This window comes from Streptomyces hyaluromycini (genome assembly GCF_002217755.1).
Lineage (GTDB): Bacteria > Actinomycetota > Actinomycetes > Streptomycetales > Streptomycetaceae > Streptomyces > Streptomyces hyaluromycini.
The window spans coordinates 741245-757063 of record NZ_BCFL01000016.1; the positions used below are offsets into that span (position 1 = coordinate 741245).

A 15819-nucleotide genomic window follows, 5' to 3' on the forward strand; every position below is an offset into this window, starting at 1 on the left:
CCGGTTCAGTCCAGCGGGGCGGATTTCCGGTGCGGGTCCCGGAGGTCCGTCCCGTTCGCGAGCCAGCGCTCCTGGAGGGCACCGGCACCGTGCACGCGCTTCCAGGCGGCCTCGTTCGGTGTCATCGGCAGCAACGGCAGGAACCGTACGGGGTCGAGGGGCTCGTCCAGCTCCAGATCCTCGACGAGGCCGCCCGGCTCGCCGACCAGGACGGAGGTGAAGGGCGCCCCCGGCCACAGCGGGTCACCGACGTCCAGCGACGCGCCCGGCGCCACGACCAGGCCCTCCACCTGCGGGGACGCGGCGAGTACGGCGAGCGCGCGGAGCACCTTGTCGGTCTCGGCGAGCCCGGCCCGGACCGACAGGACCAGTTCGGCACGCGGTCCCTTGACGGGGTCCGCGACCATCGCGGTGGGGTCGGTCATGGGGTGCGCGGACATGCCGAGCGTGGCGTACCGGACGACGTCCTCGCCCTGGAGGTCCTCGTGGAAACGGAGCACCTCAATGGGGTCCGTACCGAGGAAGGTGACCGCCGCGCGCGCGTCCGGTTCGCCCAGCGTGGTGGTCAACCGGGCCTCGACCAGAGGAAGAACTTCAGCCATGTCGTGAGCATAGAACTCGTCAGTACCGGGCAAAGCGGCGCCTTGACACTGAGGGCTGCTGCTACTCTGACCGCGGCGGTTCGGGGCAGCACGCAGCGCGTCGCGGCCATATCCGACGCCGACAGGACTCCCTTACGAGGGACCGGCTGGAGGAGGTGGGGCTGTCATGGATCGAAGTCACCCGTGCAGTACCACTCGCTCTTCCGGCCTCTGATTTCTTCTCTGGCTGGCTGCCGCCTTCTCGTGCGCGTTGTCGTTCGGAAGAGCACTTCGTTTCGCTTGCCTGATCCTTCTGACCGGTCCGTTCCGGATCTGTCTGGATCCGTTCGTCTGATCTGAATCAGTAGCGAAGTCGCCACCGCAACGGTGCGGTGCTCCCCGCTTTGTGGACGTGCCAAACATCCGCAGTCAGGACGTCCTCATTCCGGGTAGTTCCACTCGTTCGCATGCGATCTTCCGCTGCCTGTCGCGAAGGAGCCTGCCCATGTCGATGATCCGCGACCTCCGTGCCGTGGTCCGCCCCTCCCGCCCCTCGATGCGCAAGAGCCTGCGTCCGGACAACGGCGCGTACGACACCACCCGCGACCCCGGTACGCCGTCGGCCGTCGTCGACTGCGCCGTCTACCGCGACGGCGCCCGGGTCGAGACCGGCAAGCCGCTCACCCCGCACGAGGCGATGCGGCTGGTGCGCCGTGACGGCGGGTTCGTGTGGATCGGCCTGCACGAGCCGACCGAGGCCGAATTCGCCGGTATCGCGAGCGAGTTCGGGCTCCACCCGCTGGCAGTGGAGGACGCCGTCCAGGCCCACCAGCGCCCGAAGCTGGAGCGGTACGACGACTCCCTCTTCACCGTCTTCAAGACCATCCACTACGTCGAGCACGACCAGCTCACCGCCAACAGCGAGGTCGTGGAGACCGGTGAGGTCATGTGCTTCACCGGCCGGGACTTCTTCATCACCGTCCGGCACGGCGGGCAGGGCTCGCTGCGGGCGCTGCGGCACCGGCTCCAGGACGACCCCGAACTGCTCGCCAAGGGCCCCTCGGCCGTGCTGCACGCCATCGCCGACCACGTCGTCGACGGCTATGTCGCGGTCGCCGACGCCGTCCAGGACGACATCGACGAGGTGGAGACCGAGGTCTTCACGCCGGCCCGCAGGGGCGGGGTCTCCCGTGGTGTGGACTCGGCGCGGATCTACCAACTCAAGCGCGAGGTGCTGGAGTTCAAGCGCGCCGTCTCGCCCCTCCTGCGCCCCATGCAGCTGCTGAGCGAGCGGCCGATGCGGCTGGTCGACCCCGACATCCAGAAGTACTTCCGGGACGTCGCCGACCACCTCGCCCGCGTCCAGGAGCAGGTCGTCGGCTTCGACGAACTCCTCAACTCGATCCTCCAGGCCAACCTCGCGCAGGCGTCCGTGGCGCAGAACGAGGACATGCGGAAGATCACGGCATGGGCCGCGATCATCGCCGTACCGACGATGGTGTGCGGTGTGTACGGCATGAACTTCAAGTACATGCCGGAGCTGCACTGGAAGTACGGCTACCCGGTGATCATGGGCATCACGGTCTGCATCTGCCTCGGCATCCACCGGACGCTGAAGCGCAACGGCTGGCTCTGAGCGGCCCTGGATAGGCTGGCGCCATGACAAGCGAGCTGCTCGACCAGGCCCTCGTCGAGGAGGCCACGAAGAAGTCGGGCCTCATCTGGGTGCGGGGCGCGGGGGCGGCGGCCGCGCGTGCGGTGTGGCACGCGTGGGCCGACGGGGGCGTGTGCCTGGTCGGCGACGGAGCCGAGCAGCCGCTGGGCGAGCTGGTCGACGGGGGGTCGGCGGAGGTGACCGTCCGCAGCAAGGACAAGGGCGGCCGGCTGGTCACCTGGACGGCGACGGTCACGGAACTGCCCGCCGGCACCCCGGAGTGGGACGCCGCGGTCGCGGAACTGAAGGGCAAGCGCCTCAACGCCCCCGACGGCGAGGCGATGACCGGCCGCTGGGCGAGGGAGTGCAGGGTGCTGCGCCTGACACCGACGGGAGCGACATCGCCACTGCCAAAGGAGAACCTGGCAGCGGCCCCGCTCCCCTCCCCGGCAACGACCCGGCGCGCGGTCCCGGCCGCCCTGCCACGGTTGCTTTCCAGACGCCGGAAGCGCAAGTAGCGGACACCTGAGCCAAGTTCGGCACCGCCGGACACGACCGTCGTGGCGGATCGCCGTCGCGGCGGGATTCGGGGGCCGTCGGCCGTCGTCTCGACCGCCCGTTCCACAAGCCCGATGATCCAACCTGCGAAACGACCGGCCCCACAGCTCCACCAACCCGGCAGACCTGCCGACCTGCCGACCTGCCGACCTGCCGACCTGCCGACCTGCCGACCTGCCGACCAGGCAACCCCGCCAGTCCGGCAGATCCCACGGATCCGCCGGTCTTCTGGATCCAGCGGTCTTCTGGATCCGCAGCAACGGCGCTCAGCCCCCGCGGCACCGGTCGGCGGTGCCGAACCCGCCGAAGTCCCAGTGCCCCCATTCCGCCGCCCCCTACGACGTGGGCAGCTGCTTGCCGTAGTCGACCGTCTCGCTCTTCTCCGGTTCGGCCACGCTGAAGTCCTTGCCCCAGTCCGAGAAGGTGAGGGTGCCGGCGCCGCCGCCGCGTTCCAGGCGGAGGGGGTACGGCTTGCCTTCGAGGGAGACGTCCAGGGTGCCGCCGGAGCCCTTGTCGCCGGCGATGCGGATCGTGCGGGTACCGGACTGCTCGTGGTGACCGGCCACGGAGAGCGAGCCGTGCAGGGTCAGGAGGCCCGAGAGGAGGACGTCCTTGTCCGTGAAACCGCTGAACTTCTTGTACGCGGGATCCGTCCGCGGCACCTTGACGTACTTGCCGTCGAGCTTGGTCGCGGCCGTCGTGTCGCTGCCGTCGGCGTGGTTCCAGAACCCCGAGTCGGCCTGCAGATACAGCGTGGCGCCGACCCGGACGAGCTGGAAGGTAGACCCCTTCGACGTGACCGACCCGGTCCCGCCGTCCTTGTTCAGGCGCATGTCCAGCTCGTACGTACGCCCGCTCGTGACCACCGTCCCCGCCATCCGCACCGTCGCCACCGACGCCGCCGCCGCCCGCGTCTTCGACTGGATCACGGCCGGCGACAGCTTGCCCACCCCGTTCGTCCCGGCGTCCGGATCCCCGCTGCACCCGGTGAGGACGGCCAGTGCGCACACGGCGGTGACCAGTGCGGTGTGGCGAGTACGGCCCGGAGCAATCGCGGTCACAGACAGGGCCACCTTTCTGAGGGGTCCGGCACGGCGTACCGCAGCGTACCGGTGCCCCACCCGCCCGGCGGAGCCAGTCCGTCCGGACCGCCCACCAGGGCATATCCGATCGGTACGGGCTAGCCTGAAGCCCACCGAGCGGTCAAAAGGGACTGAAAACAACGCAAGCAGAACTTCGGTAGGCAAAGGAAGCAACCCCATGGCAGCCGGCGCTCCCCGCATCTTCGTCTCGCACCTCGCCGGCATCCCCGTCTTCGACCCCAACGGCGACCAGGTGGGCCGCGTCCGGGACCTCGTCGTCATGCTGCGCGTCGGCCGCAAGCCCCCGCGGCTGCTCGGCCTGGTCGTCGAACTGTCCACCCGGCGCCGCATCTTCCTGCCCATGACCCGGGTGACCGGCGTCGAGTCCGGCCAGGTCATCACCACCGGTGTGGTCAACGTCCGCCGCTTCGAGCAGCGCCCCACCGAACGCCTGGTCTTCGGCGAGCTCCTCGACCGCCGCGTCCAGCTGGTCGAGACCGGCGAGGAGGTCACCGTCCTGGATCTGGCCGTGCAGCAGCTGCCGGCCCGCCGGGACTGGGAGATCGACCGGGTCTTCGTCCGCAAGGGCCGCACCGGCACCTTCCGGCGGACCAGGGGCGAGACGCTCACCGTCGAGTGGTCGCAGGTCACCGGGTTCTCCCTGGAGGAACACGGCCAGGGTGCCGAGAGCCTGCTGGCCACCTTCGAGCAGCTGCGCCCCGCCGACCTCGCCAACGTGCTGCACCACCTCTCCCCCAAGCGCCGCGCCGAGGTGGCCGCGGCCCTCGACGACGACCGCCTGGCCGACGTACTGGAGGAACTCCCCGAGGACGACCAGATCGAGATCCTCGGCAAGCTGAAGGAGGAGCGGGCGGCGGACGTCCTGGAGGCCATGGACCCGGACGACGCGGCCGACCTGCTCGCCGAACTCCCCGAACAGGACAAGGAACGGCTGCTGAGCCTGATGGAGCCGGCGGACGCGGCCGAGATGCGGCGCCTGATGTCGTACGAGGAGCACACGGCGGGCGGTCTGATGACCACCGAGCCGATCGTGCTGCGCCCGGACGCCACCGTCGCCGACGCCCTCGCCCGGGTCCGCAACGCCGACCTCTCCCCGGCCCTCGCCGCCCAGGTCTACGTCTGCCGGCCGCCCGACGAGACCCCGACCGGCAAGTACCTCGGCACCGTCCACTTCCAGCGGCTGCTGCGCGATCCTCCGTACACCCTGGTCAGTTCGCTGGTCGTCGACGACGATCTGCAGCCCCTGGCCCCCGACGCCACGCTCCCGGTCATCGCCGGGTTCTTCGCCACGTACGACATGGTCGCGGCGCCCGTGGTGGACGAGGCGGGGTCGCTCGTCGGCGCGGTGACCGTGGACGACGTGCTCGACCACATGCTGCCGGAGGACTGGCGGGAGACCGAGTTCCACCTGGACGAAGGGGAGCCGGCGGAGGAGAAGGCGCCGGAGAAGGGGGCGGGGATCCATGGCGGCTGAGCGGGAGGGCACGCGAGAGCGGACGCCGGCCGGCGCCACCGCCGCCGGCCGGTCGCGCACCCGCCTGGACCAGCCGCGCCCGCCGCGGCGCAGGCTGCTGCCCGAGTGGGACCCGGAAGCCTTCGGACGGCTCTCCGAGCGCATCGCGCGGTTCCTGGGCACCGGGCGGTTCATCGTCTGGATGACGTTCGTGATCATCCTCTGGGTGATCTGGAACATCGCCGCACCCGGCAAGCTCCGCTTCGACGAGTACCCGTTCATCTTCCTGACGCTGGCTCTGTCCCTGCAGGCGTCCTACGCGGCCCCGCTGATCCTGCTCGCGCAGAACAGGCAGGACGACCGGGACCGGGTCAACCTCGAACAGGACCGCAAGCAGAACGAACGGTCCATCGCCGACACCGAGTACCTGACCAGGGAGATCGCCGCCCTGCGCATGGGCCTGGGCGAGGTGGCGACCCGGGACTGGATCCGCTCCGAGCTACAGGACCTCCTCAGGGAGATGACGGACGAGCGACGGGACGGGCATGTCGTATTCCCGGCAGAACGGTCGGCACGGCGTGACGTAGACGACCGCTGAGGGGCGTTATAGGGGCACTGCGCCTCGCCGTACCATCTCTGTATGGCTAGCGAAGACGCGGTGCGCGAGGCACTGGCGACGGTGAACGACCCCGAGATCAACCGACCCATCACCGAACTGGGGATGGTCAAATCGGTGGCGATCGGGGAGGACGGCGCGGTCGCGGTCACCGTGTACCTGACGGTCTCCGGCTGCCCCATGCGGGACACGATCACCCAGCGCGTCACCGAGGCGGTCTCCCGGGTCGAGGGCGTCACGCGGGTCGACGTCACCCTGGACGTGATGAGCGACGAGCAGCGCAAGGAGCTGGCCACCGCCCTGCGCGGCGGCCAGGCCGAGCGCGAGGTCCCCTTCGCCAAGCCCGGCAGCCTCACCCGCGTCTATGCGGTCGCCTCGGGCAAGGGCGGCGTCGGCAAGTCGTCGGTGACGGTCAACCTGGCCGCCTCGATGGCCGCCGACGGCCTCAAGGTGGGCGTGGTCGACGCGGACATCTACGGCCACTCCGTTCCGCGGATGCTCGGCGCGGACGGCAGCCCGACCCAGGTCGAGAACATGATCATGCCGCCGTCGGCGCACGGCGTGAAGGTCATCTCCATCGGCATGTTCACCCCGGGCAACACCCCGGTCGTCTGGCGCGGCCCGATGCTGCACAGGGCGTTGCAGCAGTTCCTCGCCGACGTCTACTGGGGCGACCTGGACGTCCTCCTCCTCGACCTCCCGCCCGGCACCGGCGACATCGCCATCTCGGTCGCCCAGCTGGTCCCGAACGCCGAGATCCTGGTCGTCACGACGCCCCAGCAGGCGGCGGCAGAGGTCGCGGAGCGGGCCGGCTCCATCGCGGTCCAGACCCACCAGAAGATCGTCGGCGTCGTCGAGAACATGTCCGGCCTCCCCTGCCCGCACTGCGGCGAGATGGTCGACATCTTCGGCACGGGCGGCGGCCAGCTGGTCGCGGACGGCCTCACCCGTACGACGGGCACGACCGTCCCGGTCCTCGGCAACATCCCCATCGACGTCCGCCTCCGCGAGGGCGGCGACGAGGGCAAGCCGGTCGTCCTGACCGACCCGGACAGCCCGGCGGGCGCGGCACTGCGGGGCATCGCGGGGAAGCTGGGAGGACGGCAGCGGGGCCTGTCGGGCCTCTCGCTGGGGATCACCCCGAAGAACAAGTTCTAGAGCCGCTACGACGAAGGGGGCGCCGTCCGTCACGGACGGCGCCCCCTTCGTCGTGCTACTCCGCCGGCTACTCCGCCGCCCGTCCCGGGCAGAGGTCGAGCGGAGTGCAGAGCTGGATCACCTCATAGCGGCCACCTTCAGCGGCCTCGGTATGCGGCAGGAACCGCCACTGCGAGGCCTTGGTGTGGCGAGTACCGTCCGCCTTCTCCACATGGGCGTGGAGGGTGCGGGTTCGGGGGTCGTTGGTCTCCACCAGTACCTCGTCGGCGGCGATCGGGAAATGATCGTGCAGCAGGCACAGACCGAACCGGTTCAGATTGCCGTGCTTGGCCAGTACCGCGGCCAGATCCCGCACGAACTCGGCGTCCTGAGGGCCTAGCGCCTCGGCCTCCTCGAAACCGGGAAGCGAACTTCTCGGCGCGGAAACGTTTATGTCAGCCATAACCCCTCCGTCGAATAGCTGACGGTGATCGGATTCCATTATCAGTCACTGACTGCTTTCCTGCAATTCGGGAGACTGGGACGAAGGGGTGGGGTTGCCCCTGCTCCACAGTGCGCCTGGGTGTGACACGTGGAACATGTGTCTAAATTCTCCGGGCAGGAGGTGCTGGAACTTGCCGGAGCTCAGGTGGTGGCGACTGGTGTCGCTGATGGTGTTGGCGGTGGTGTGGTGGGGGTGCTCCCCTGCGGAGGCGCGGGAAGGCAGCCCCGACCGCTGCTTGACGGATCAACTTCGGGCGAGTGAGGTGACTGCAGACATCCGGTTCACACAGCACCACCAGACTTACATCAAGATGTATTCCGACATGACGATCAAGGTACCCATGAAATGGGACCTTGCAAAGAACCTCACATTCAGCGACAGTTCCGGGGATTACCGAAGGGCAATACACTGCCTGCTACTCGGCAAAAAGGGCGTGGCGAGTGACAGGGAATGGCGGTCCAGCAACCCTAGAGTGACCGCAAAGGACGGCCTGGTCACCGTACAGTACGATGCATACACCTGGATTGACAGATACGGCATCTTCCAGCTCGGCCCTTGGCGGGTTTCGGCCCTGAAGAAACACCATTGGGAGGTCGCGCTTCAACCGCCGAGCCTCGATGGGTTCGCCTGGAAGCATATCGGAGTGCAACTGGACGGACTGGACTTCGACAATCACTCCACACGGGATGTGAAATCTTCGGACGCGAACGGACTGGAGTGGGACCATGAAATGCCCAAAGATGTCAAGGTCGATTTCGATATTCCCTTCCAGCATTCTGTGACACTGGTTTTCACTGAGTCGTTCTTGAGCAAAGCGGGTGTCGCCACGTGGTGGGTGTCCGCTTCCTGCGTGATGGCGCTGGCCGCACTTCGCAGCCGGCAGTCGTACTCTTCTGCCACCCAAGGTGCATCAGGCCAGAGTTCGCGGACACCCGGGTGGCGGTCCGACGTCATCCGAATCGAGAGTCCTGTGGGGACGACGCTCCAATGGGCCGTGCTCAGCACAGCCGTTGTCGTTACGTTGATTCTGGTCATTCCCGAGAACTCCATCCCCCGCAAGTGGCGCAGCCTCATCTGCATGGGCGCGGGTCTGGCTCTGCTCTTCGTCGCCCGCCCCTGGAAGCGCGGTGGGTCACCGGTCGCGGCAGACACAGAGGCGGAGGGGGCCGCTGATCCGGATGATGTCCAGCGCCGCCAGATCCACGCCGTGGCCGTGGCCGCGGCCGTGGCCACGGCCGTCGGCCTGCTGGTACTCCTGGGCCATGGGCTCTTCGGCTTGCCGGCGAACCTGGTGCCGAAAGCGCCACCGACCGTTCTGGGCCTGTTCGGGCTCACATTGCTGGGACTGGCGACCGTGTGGCTGTGGCTCGCCGCGATGACCGCCTGGGCCTGGCGCTTTGCGCGCGAGGGAGGTCTGGCACGCGCCTGGGCCGCCGCATGGGATCGCGCGCCGGGCCGCTGCACCGCAACGGTCGGAATCCTGCTGGTGGGGGTCACGTTGACCCTGCTCGGGTGTGCCTTGTGGTCGAGCTATCGGCAGTGGGCGCGCGCCAATTGGCTCACCGGCGAAACCTCGTTCGCCAAGGCGCCGTACGTCAACCAGCTCATGGCGGATTTCTCCTTCTCGGACCTGATTTGGGTCTTCTCGCACAGCTGGATTTTGACCGTGGTCGCTTTGGTAGCGCTTTTGTATCTTCGCGTCAGGACACAGCAGGAGCAGGCTCGGAACAAACAGGAGCAGGCCTCTTTGTGGCCGGGAACTCCCGAACTCCTGTTGATCGCAGCCGTATTCGCCTTCCTCGTGGGCGTGCCAGGGGGAAGCTTCGCAGGTGCCAGCGCCTTGTACGGCAGCGCCTGGATCCCGCTGAACATCGGCTCGCTGTACCTGGTTCTCGCTATGGGTCGACGATACTCGGTATTGGGCCAGCTGCGAGCTTGCTTCCACGGAAGGCAACTGAACAGCAAAAAACGTCGACCCGAACTGCTGTCGAAGGCGCAGCGCTATCGCAGCCTGAACCACCAACTGCACCTGTTGGACCAGGGCCATGGGGGCAGCGCTACACGTCAGCAGCTGGAGGACGAGCTGCATGGACTGCATCGATGGCTGGTCGACGCGTGCGGCGGGGAGAGTCCGCCCGAGCACATTTCCGTACTGGACGTCGCGCTCGCCTGGGGTCCACAGGGGCACTGGTGGTCGAATGCCGTGCATGCCGCACGCCTGGCGTTCTGTTTCGGACTCCCGGCCAGTGCGGCCCTTGTGTTTCTCGATCTACAGGACGACCGGAATGTTACGCAATACACCTACCAGGCCACCGGGATTCCGGAATTCGTCGCGCGTTTCTTGCTCTATCAGCTGGCATGGACCGGCGCCGGATTCGCCCTCGGGGCGTTGTGGCGCCTGTTGCCCGGGCACCGCAGTCCGGTACGCGCCTGGAGCCTGACATTGGCATCCGCGTTGCCGATCTGCCTCGCGCTGCTGATCATCAGGATCACCGATGCACCTTTCGGCCACGTACTTCTCTATCTCCTGCTCATGCTCATCACGCTCGCACTCACCAGCATTTGGCTGGACACGGCGACCTTCAAACACGAGCAGGAATTGTGGAGCAGTCGAGTCGCCCTGCTTCTGTCGATCTACCAGGTGCGGGGCTTCTCGACACACGTCGGCTGGATCTTGGCCCAAGTAGTGGCAGCCGTGGGGCTCTGGCATACGTTGGCCCACCGCTGAGGCAGCATGCGCCTGGGCCCGGGCGCGCGACTCGCACCAAGGCCCTTTCCCTACGCGTACGTCGTGATGTCCTTGATCACCGCGAACCCCAGCCCGTACGCCGACATCCCCCGCCCGTACGCCCCCAGATGCACGCCCTCCCCGGTCGACCCGGCGAGTACCCACCCGAACTCCGACTCCCGGTAGTGGAACGGCGTCGACACCCCGTCCACCGGCAGCGAGAGTGCCGACCACTCGGGCCCGGCCAGATCGTCGGCCAGCTCCCACGCCGTCTCGGTCTGCTGCTCCAGCCAGTCGTCCCGCAGGCTGTGGTCCATCTGCCCCGGCCAGGTGAAGGACAGCAGCCCGACCCCGGCCAGCCAGGCGGCGGACGACACCGACGTGGCCTCCAGCAGCCCCGTCCCGTCGGCACTCCTCCGGGACGGACTCGCCGCGACGGTCACGACCACCGCGAACTTCTCCCGCGGCTCACCGACGGCCGAGGCGAGGTGTTCGTTCCGCACCGACGGCTCGTCGCCGTGCCCGATCGACCCGTGCTCCACCGCACCGTCGGCCGCCGTACCCACCTGCATCAGCCAGCGCTGCCCCGTGAACGCCTCGTCGAGGCCGTACCAGGGGAAGGCGGCCTCCAGGTAGCCGTCGACCGTGCGGCGAACGGAGGGGACCTGCCGTTCGCCCTCCGCGACCGGTGCCTGTCCGTCCACCTGACTTGTCGTCTCCATCAGCCCCGACGCCTCCTAGCTCTGGTCGGTCCGGGGCGGCCCGCCCCCCTTCGGGCGCACTCGTCCGGTCCGCACAACAACTCGGCAGCATATCGACCCCGCTGGGACCAGCAGCGAAACCGCCCGGTGCGTGGGTCGCACGGGCGGCGGGTTCGGGCCCTAAGAGACGTATGGGCGGCGCACACGCGGTATGAAACGCGTCACGTGCGCCGCTCATGCGCGGATCGGCGATCCGGGCTCAGGTGGCGTCCGCGTCGAAGGGCGGACGGTCTTCCTTGCCCGGGTCGTCCGGCTTCTTGGTCATGTCGATCCGGCCGCTCCCCGAAGAACCGCTTCCGGAGGACGAGGGCGAGGGGTCGGTGTCGCGGCTGTGCACCGCTTCCGTGACCTCGGCCATCTCCTTCTTCAGGTCGAAGCCGTTGCGGATCTCCTTCAGCCCCAGCTCGTCACTGTCCAGGTGCTTGCGGATGAAGGTCTTGGGGTTGAGGTCCTCCAGCTCGAAGTCCTTGAACTCCGGGCCGAGTTCCTGCCTGATGTCCTCTTTGGCGCTCTCCGAGAACTCCCGGATCTTGCGGATGGTCCGCATGACGTCCTGGATGACCTTCGGGAGCTTGTCCGGACCGAAGACGAGCACGGCGAGCACAATGATCGTCACCAGCTCGAGTGGTCCTATGTCATTGAACACCTGAAGCTCCTTGCGATGTCCTCGGTCCTCGGCCCTCCGGTCGCTGTTGCGGCTGTTCCGTGGTCCGGGCCGGGTCCACGGTACCCGGCGCACCTGTCCGACCGGTACTGCCCCGAGGTGTCCGACTGCGTGTGTACGACCGGTTTTCCGGGTTGTTTGCCTAGTCGGGGCACGAGTGGGGCCCTGCCTGTGAGGTTTCTGTCAGTTCCTGTCCGAGGAGCCGGGGCGGTCGCCGGGGCCGTCGAGCGTCAGCGGGGTGAGGCCGTGCACGCCGTACACCTGGAGGACGGCGAGGTCGTAGCCGGCGTCCAGGCGGACGACGGTCGCCCGGGCGGTGGCTCCGCTGCTGAACGTCACGGTGATCCGGCCGCCCGCGGAGACCGCGGGGGCGACGACGTGGTGGTTGGTGAGGATGCGCCCGCGGGTGTCGAGGACGAAGCCGGTGCCGGTGGCCTGTTCACCGGCACGGGTACCGGTGCCGGTGACGTGCAGGGTGACGACGCTGGGCAGCGCCCGCGCGGCGATCCCGGCGGCATCGCCGGGCGGCCGCCCGGGCGGCGGCGGGCCCGGCTGGGGCAGCTGTACGGCCTCCACGCCGCCGGTGCGCACCAGATAGCCGCCGAGCAGCCCGCCGGCCGCACCGGAGAGCACGGAGAGCACCAGCGCCCCCACGACGAGCGTCCGCCGGCTCCGCGACCGCCGCCGCCCTGCCGCGGCCCCGGCCGCATCGCCCTGCGGCAGGGACGGGGTGCTGCCGGTGGTGTCGCCGGGTGTCGTCGGTGACGTCGGTATCCCCTCGTCCATGGTCTCCTCGCGGGCTCACCGCGGCCGCCGTGCACCGGCGGCTCGCGGAAGGTCGGCTCCGTGCCCGCGGTGGTGCCACGGGCATGGCTGATTCACAGGATTCAACCAGGTTCGCGAGTCGCCGCGCAGGGCCGTTCAGCAGGTGGGCAGGGCCCGGTCAGTGGGCGGCGCGGTAGGAGCGGGACGGGGACGGGGAGGGTGCGGAGGTCGTGTCGGGGACGGGTGCGGCGAGCAGGCCGGTACCGGTCGCCTCGGGGGTGCTGGTCCACGAGGTGAGGGCGAACGGCGGGTTGGCACTCAGCGGCCGTATCAAGGGGGAGACCGCGGCCGCGCCGGCCATCACCGGTGCGGTCAGTTCCCGCAGCTTCTGCTGGGCGGCGGCCGGGGAGGGCACTCCGGGCAGCAACGGCGCGGACACCGAGGTGGGCATGGCGGGGGCGGCGCCGCCGAGCAGCGTGCCGGACGACAGCAGCGGGGTGAGCAGGCGGCGGCGCTGCGTGTCGGCGGTCCCGCTGGTGCCGGAGCCCGCCGTGCCGGCCGGGGCGACACTGCCGCCGCCGGTGCCGCTGCGGGCGTCGGCGGCCGGGGCGCCGGGCAGGCCGGCGGTGACCCCGCCGAGGGCGACCGCGGCCAGCGAGACCGCGCCGGCGGCGACGAACGCGAACCGCATGCCGCGCGAGGCGGAGCGGTCACTGTCCGGGCGGCCGACGGGGTGGATGCGGAAGCCCCGGCCGGCGGCCGCGGCCGGGTCGTGGGGGCGGGCGGGGACATAGCCGAACTCGAAGCGGTCGTCCCGGCTCAGGTCGAAGACCCCGCTGTCGGATCCGCGTCCCGCGGGGTCTCCCCCGCCGAACGGCGAACCGCCGCCGTCCGGGTCGCCGCCCGCGGGCAGCCCCTGGAGGCGGGCCAGGAAGCTCTCGGAGGGCGGGGGCGGGGCGGCCGCCGCGAAGACGTTCTTCAGGGCGCGCTGCGCGTCCGCCTCGGCCTTGCACCGGGCGCAGGTCGCCAGGTGGGCCAGGACGCGCTCACGCGTCTCATGACCGAGCTCTCCGTCCACCAGAGCGGAGAGTCGGTCTCCCAGGTGCTGCTCGGCGAGCTGTCGCTCGGCCGGTTTCGGTCGTGATCCACTCACGCGGTCGCGCCCCCTCCTCCCAGTGCGGGAACACGGGGCACGAAGGAACGGCGCTCGGCCTTGCGGGCCTCCGGGGAGCGGTGCGCGAGAGCCTTGCGCAGCTGGGAGCGGCCGCGGTGGATACGGGAGCGGACCGTGCCGAGCTTCACGCCGAGGGTCGCGGCGATCTCCTCGTACGACAGGCCCTCGATGTCGCAGAGCACGACGGCGGCGCGGAACTCGGGCGCGAGGGTGTCCAGGGCCTGCTGGACGTCGGCGTCGAAGTGCGCGTCGTTGAATGCCTGCGAGGGGGTGGGCTCGCGGCTGGGCAGGCGCTCGGCCGCGTCCTCGCCGAGGGCGTCGAAGCGGATGCGCTGCTTGCGGCGGACCATGTCGAGGAACAGGTTGGTGGTGATGCGGTGCAGCCAGCCCTCGAAGGTGCCCGGAGAGTACGTCGACAGCGAGCGGAAGACGCGGACGAAGACCTCCTGGGTGAGGTCCTCGGCGTCGTGCTGGTTACCGGTCAGGCGGTAGGCCAGGCGGTAGACGCGGCCGCTGTGCGTGCTGACGATCTCCTCCCACGTGGGCGGAGTCCATGCCTGCCCGTCCGCGTCGGTGGAGAAGGTCGCGGTCCGGTCCTCGCCCATGGCGAGCGCGGCGGCGTGGCTGGGGTCAGCAGCGGTGTCGTTCACGGATTTCGGCCTGCCTGCCGATCCGAGGAAGCGCCGCAGCACTCCTCCCCGATCCCCAGGCGCAGCCGCACCTCCCCTGTCGGCTCTGGTGGTGTCCAGTGGAGCCCCTACCATAGCCACCTCGCCCGTTAGCACCGGATAAGCGGTTTTACGAGAATTTGATCTCTGCTGATGGGGCTCGTCCGACCGCGCCAGCAGCTGCTCGACCACCGTCTCGTCATCGTGATCCATTCGTGTCCCCCCGCCCTGTCTTCCACCCCTCTAAACGCCTGGTCCCATCTGCGGGTTCCCGGTGCCAACGGATACAGTCACGCCCAGGCAACCACGGGGACAGGAGAGGGTCATTACCGGCAACCGGCAGACGAGCTGGGCGTTCGCCGACGCCTTTGTCGCCGAGGACGAAGCACTGCGGTGGGCCCGTGACCGGGCCCGCGAGGCAGGGCTGCGCTCGGTGTCGCCCGGCACGGGCGCCGCGCTGCGCATGCTCGCCGCCTCCGTGGACGCCAAGGCGGTCGCCGAGATCGGCACCGGGTGCGGGGTGTCCGGGATGTATCTGCTGCACGGCATGCGCCCGGACGGCGTGCTGACCACCGTGGATCCCGAGCCCGAACACCAGCAGTTCGCCCGGCAGGCCTTCCGCGCCTGCGGTTTCGCCAGCAACCGGGCCCGCTTCATCCCCGGCCGCGCCCTCGACGTGCTCCCCCGCCTCGCGGACGCCGGCTACGACCTCGTCTTCTGCGACGGCGACCGCCAGGAATACTCCGACTATCTCGCTGAATCGTTGCGCCTGCTGCGTCCGGGTGGCCTGGTGGTCTTCGAGGGCGTCTTCGCCAACGGCCGCACCGTCGACTCGGGGCCGCAGCCGACCGAGGTACTGCGGCTGCGCGAACTGCTGCGCACGGTACGGGAGAGCCAGGAGCTGGTGCCGTCGCTGCTGCCGGTGGGCGACGGACTGCTGTGCGCGGTCAAGCGATAGCCCTCACGGGCAGGGACCGGGTCCCGGCGGACAGGGTCCCGGCGGACAGGGACCGGGCGGACAGGGACCGGAAAGACGGCAACGCCCCGGCACCTCTTGGGGTGCCGGGGCGGCCGAAAGGGTATGGTCGCTGACGCCTCAGCCGACGACGTTCTTGAGGGCGTCGGCAAGCGCCGCGGCCTCGTCAGGGGTCAGCTCGACGACGAGCCGACCGCCGCCTTCGAGCGGAACGCGCATGACGATGCCCCGCCCCTCCTTGGTCACCTCGAGCGGGCCATCACCCGTTCGCGGCTTCATGGCCGCCATGCTCGTCCCCTTCCTCAAAACAGCTCATCGTCTACCGACGGCCCTGGAGGGCACGCGTGATCCTCACGGGACACGCGACACCGGCATCGAACACATTGCTTCCAAGCCATTATCCCGCATCTCAGGACCCGATGACCAACATCAGTCGGCATCGCTTGGGCAACGCACGCGAGCAAAACCACCCAATT

Annotated in this window: 16 protein-coding genes; 7 read left to right on the forward strand and 9 right to left on the reverse strand. The window is 69.3% G+C overall.

Annotated features, from left to right (window positions below):
• Positions 1–5: 5 nt before the first annotated feature.
• Complete coding sequence (locus SSP29_RS03375; RefSeq protein WP_089098926.1) at positions 6–602, reverse strand: suppressor of fused domain protein; 597 nt, start codon at positions 600–602, stop codon at positions 6–8.
• A gap of 484 nt (positions 603–1086) precedes the next feature.
• On the opposite strand from SSP29_RS03375, the gene SSP29_RS03380 reads away from it, so the two are divergent.
• Both SSP29_RS03380 and SSP29_RS03385 read left to right on the forward strand, forming a co-directional pair.
• Complete coding sequence (locus tag SSP29_RS03380) at positions 1087–2217, forward strand: magnesium and cobalt transport protein CorA (RefSeq protein WP_089098927.1); 1131 nt, start codon at positions 1087–1089, stop codon at positions 2215–2217.
• A gap of 23 nt (positions 2218–2240) precedes the next feature.
• Positions 2241–2753 (forward strand): hypothetical protein, encoded by a 513-nt coding sequence (locus SSP29_RS03385; protein ID WP_089098928.1) that lies wholly within the window; start codon positions 2241–2243, stop codon positions 2751–2753.
• A gap of 375 nt (positions 2754–3128) precedes the next feature.
• Here SSP29_RS03385 and SSP29_RS03390 read toward each other — a convergent pair whose 3' ends face one another.
• A complete protein-coding gene (locus SSP29_RS03390; protein ID WP_174855917.1) occupies positions 3129–3854 on the reverse strand; it encodes a hypothetical protein in 726 nt (241 codons plus the stop codon).
• A gap of 199 nt (positions 3855–4053) precedes the next feature.
• Here SSP29_RS03390 and SSP29_RS03395 point away from each other — a divergent pair, with 199 nt between their 5' ends.
• The 3 genes from SSP29_RS03395 to SSP29_RS03405 are packed head-to-tail and all read left to right on the forward strand — an operon-like array spanning position 4054 to position 7123.
• Positions 4054–5370, forward strand: a complete 1317-nt coding sequence (locus SSP29_RS03395) for a magnesium transporter MgtE N-terminal domain-containing protein (protein ID WP_089098929.1) — start codon at positions 4054–4056, stop codon at positions 5368–5370.
• Positions 5360–5947 carry a DUF1003 domain-containing protein gene (locus SSP29_RS03400; protein ID WP_089098930.1) on the forward strand — a complete coding sequence of 196 codons (588 nt, stop codon included), beginning with the start codon at positions 5360–5362 and terminating at the stop codon, positions 5945–5947. Before SSP29_RS03395 ends, SSP29_RS03400 begins: the two co-directional genes overlap by 11 nt.
• Before the next feature lie 42 nt (positions 5948–5989).
• Positions 5990–7123 carry an Mrp/NBP35 family ATP-binding protein gene (locus SSP29_RS03405; protein ID WP_089098931.1) on the forward strand — a complete coding sequence of 378 codons (1134 nt, stop codon included), beginning with the start codon at positions 5990–5992 and terminating at the stop codon, positions 7121–7123.
• Between the two features lie 67 nt (positions 7124–7190).
• Here the strand turns inward: SSP29_RS03405 and SSP29_RS03410 are convergent, their stop codons facing one another.
• Positions 7191–7565 (reverse strand): hypothetical protein, encoded by a 375-nt coding sequence (locus SSP29_RS03410; RefSeq protein WP_089098932.1) that lies wholly within the window; start codon positions 7563–7565, stop codon positions 7191–7193.
• A 208-nt stretch (positions 7566–7773) separates the two neighbouring features.
• Here SSP29_RS03410 and SSP29_RS03415 point away from each other — a divergent pair, with 208 nt between their 5' ends.
• Complete coding sequence (locus SSP29_RS03415; RefSeq protein WP_245883032.1) at positions 7774–10335, forward strand: DUF6185 family protein; 2562 nt, start codon at positions 7774–7776, stop codon at positions 10333–10335.
• A gap of 50 nt (positions 10336–10385) precedes the next feature.
• On the opposite strand, the gene SSP29_RS03420 is transcribed toward SSP29_RS03415, so the two are convergent.
• The 5 genes from SSP29_RS03420 to sigE form a co-directional block, all read right to left on the reverse strand.
• Positions 10386–11057 carry a hypothetical protein gene (locus tag SSP29_RS03420; RefSeq protein ID WP_089098934.1) on the reverse strand — a complete coding sequence of 224 codons (672 nt, stop codon included), beginning with the start codon at positions 11055–11057 and terminating at the stop codon, positions 10386–10388.
• 238 nt (positions 11058–11295) lie between these two features.
• Positions 11296–11742 carry a sec-independent translocase gene (locus tag SSP29_RS03425; RefSeq protein ID WP_089098935.1) on the reverse strand — a complete coding sequence of 149 codons (447 nt, stop codon included), beginning with the start codon at positions 11740–11742 and terminating at the stop codon, positions 11296–11298.
• Between the two features lie 201 nt (positions 11743–11943).
• Positions 11944–12546, reverse strand: coding sequence for a S1 family peptidase (locus SSP29_RS03430; RefSeq protein WP_089098936.1), 603 nt, complete (start codon positions 12544–12546; stop codon positions 11944–11946).
• Between the two features lie 157 nt (positions 12547–12703).
• Positions 12704–13678: a zf-HC2 domain-containing protein gene (locus tag SSP29_RS03435; protein WP_089098937.1), complete on the reverse strand. Its 975-nt coding sequence runs from the start codon at positions 13676–13678 to the stop codon at positions 12704–12706.
• The gene (gene sigE, locus SSP29_RS03440; RefSeq protein WP_089098938.1) at positions 13675–14391 is read right to left on the reverse strand and encodes an RNA polymerase sigma factor SigE; all 717 of its coding nucleotides are present in this window, start codon (positions 14389–14391) and stop codon (positions 13675–13677) included. Before sigE ends, SSP29_RS03435 begins: the two co-directional genes overlap by 4 nt.
• Before the next feature lie 250 nt (positions 14392–14641).
• Here sigE and SSP29_RS03445 point away from each other — a divergent pair, with 250 nt between their 5' ends.
• Positions 14642–15325 (forward strand): O-methyltransferase, encoded by a 684-nt coding sequence (locus SSP29_RS03445; protein ID WP_089098939.1) that lies wholly within the window; start codon positions 14642–14644, stop codon positions 15323–15325.
• A gap of 138 nt (positions 15326–15463) precedes the next feature.
• Here SSP29_RS03445 and SSP29_RS03450 read toward each other — a convergent pair whose 3' ends face one another.
• A complete protein-coding gene (locus SSP29_RS03450; protein WP_069751535.1) occupies positions 15464–15631 on the reverse strand; it encodes a DUF3117 domain-containing protein in 168 nt (55 codons plus the stop codon).
• Between the last annotated feature and the right edge of the window lie 188 nt (positions 15632–15819).

Bases quoted from the DNA above. Each gene is read 5' to 3' on its own strand.
- SSP29_RS03375 (WP_089098926.1), bottom strand. From the start codon at position 602: ATGGCTGAAGTTCTTCCTCTGGTCGAGGCCCGGTTGACCACCACGCTG.
- SSP29_RS03380 (WP_089098927.1), top strand. From the start codon at position 1,087: ATGTCGATGATCCGCGACCTCCGTGCCGTGGTCCGCCCCTCCCGCCCC.
- SSP29_RS03385 (WP_089098928.1), top strand. From the start codon at position 2,241: ATGACAAGCGAGCTGCTCGACCAGGCCCTCGTCGAGGAGGCCACGAAG.
- SSP29_RS03395 (WP_089098929.1), top strand. From the start codon at position 4,054: ATGGCAGCCGGCGCTCCCCGCATCTTCGTCTCGCACCTCGCCGGCATC.
- SSP29_RS03400 (WP_089098930.1), top strand. From the start codon at position 5,360: ATGGCGGCTGAGCGGGAGGGCACGCGAGAGCGGACGCCGGCCGGCGCC.
- SSP29_RS03405 (WP_089098931.1), top strand. From the start codon at position 5,990: ATGGCTAGCGAAGACGCGGTGCGCGAGGCACTGGCGACGGTGAACGAC.
- SSP29_RS03410 (WP_089098932.1), bottom strand. From the start codon at position 7,565: ATGGCTGACATAAACGTTTCCGCGCCGAGAAGTTCGCTTCCCGGTTTC.
- SSP29_RS03415 (WP_245883032.1), top strand. From the start codon at position 7,774: ATGGTGTTGGCGGTGGTGTGGTGGGGGTGCTCCCCTGCGGAGGCGCGG.
- SSP29_RS03420 (WP_089098934.1), bottom strand. From the start codon at position 11,057: ATGGAGACGACAAGTCAGGTGGACGGACAGGCACCGGTCGCGGAGGGC.
- SSP29_RS03430 (WP_089098936.1), bottom strand. From the start codon at position 12,546: ATGGACGAGGGGATACCGACGTCACCGACGACACCCGGCGACACCACC.
- SSP29_RS03450 (WP_069751535.1), bottom strand. From the start codon at position 15,631: ATGGCGGCCATGAAGCCGCGAACGGGTGATGGCCCGCTCGAGGTGACC.